Source organism: Micromonospora marincola (genome assembly GCF_056150385.1).
Genome location: NZ_JAXCFT010000054.1, coordinates 1 through 1,004 on the forward strand (window position 1 = coordinate 1; position 1,004 = coordinate 1,004).

Genomic DNA, 1,004 nt, shown 5'->3' on the forward strand with positions numbered 1-1,004 from the left:
GCTGATGCGGACACCATCGCGTTGACCCTCGCTGAGATCCGCCGCCTCCTCAACGCGTTCGTCCTCGCCACAGCACCACCACCAGCGCACACCCTGCACTGGTCAATCTGGCGGCGAACATCCCAAGCCCGAGCCCGTCGCTCCCACTACCAGCGCAGACAGGCGAAGTGACGTTGGAGTACTAGAGGGTTTCAATGTCGAGCGTCGACACCTCCGCGAAGGCTCACTTGGGTCCGAACGCCGCATGTCCTACAAGGCCCTCAACGACAGGGTGCGCATGCGTTCTTTGCATGCCTACCTAGCAGCGACCGATCAGCTGCAGGGCCTGCTGGTCAGCTTTGCGTTAGACAAACGTGCGACTGACCGTCTCAGCGAGAACTATAGGTCGGACACGGCGTTCGGCCGTTTGGGGCCATGGGCTCAGCGACCGTTCAACAAGCTCACCAGAGTAGGTCACTTGGCTGGCATTATAGTTGAAGGGATTCGGCGCGAAGGACAGAACCTTATCTGGATTACCGACGAGGATGAAATCGCACCTAATAAGCTTAAGCATTCTGAGGCGACCAAGGTCTTAGGCCATTACTTGAATTCCTACTGCAGTGGGTCGATGGGGCACTTCCGCTTCGGGACCACAGCGTCTGACAACGGTGATCTGCTTATTGAGGATTTGGCGGCGGTGCCCGATCTCGCGGCCGGTTGTCTTGGCGAAGTCTTGTCACTGCTGGCGCCACACCCAGAGTCAGGTTCGGTGACGCGACTATTTATCCCCAACAACAGCGAAGTTCCCGCAAAGGCCATCGACATTGCGACATGGCTTGCAAGCCCGTCAGGAAATCTGCGAAAGCTGAACCTTGTAATCGACGAAGGTAGCGATGGCTGTTCGATTCGAGACTTCAGCGTCGTAACTAAAGGACGTCTCGTAACTCGGTAGCCGGTCCATGGTGGATCATGTCGGGGTGCAGGTGATCTCGGCGGCCCGCCAGGAGTGGATCTTACCGTTCACC

General features: G+C 57.8%; 1 protein-coding gene and 1 pseudogene. Both read left to right on the forward strand.

The window, feature by feature from the left end; translation table 11 throughout:
• Positions 1 to 171 (forward strand): annotated as a pseudogene (locus SM450_RS31015) (IS701 family transposase); the annotation flags it as partial.
• Between the two features lie 73 nt (positions 172 to 244).
• Complete coding sequence (locus SM450_RS31020) at positions 245 to 931, forward strand: hypothetical protein (protein ID WP_474623326.1); 687 nt, start codon at positions 245 to 247, stop codon at positions 929 to 931.
• Positions 932 to 1,004: the final 73 nt, after the last annotated feature.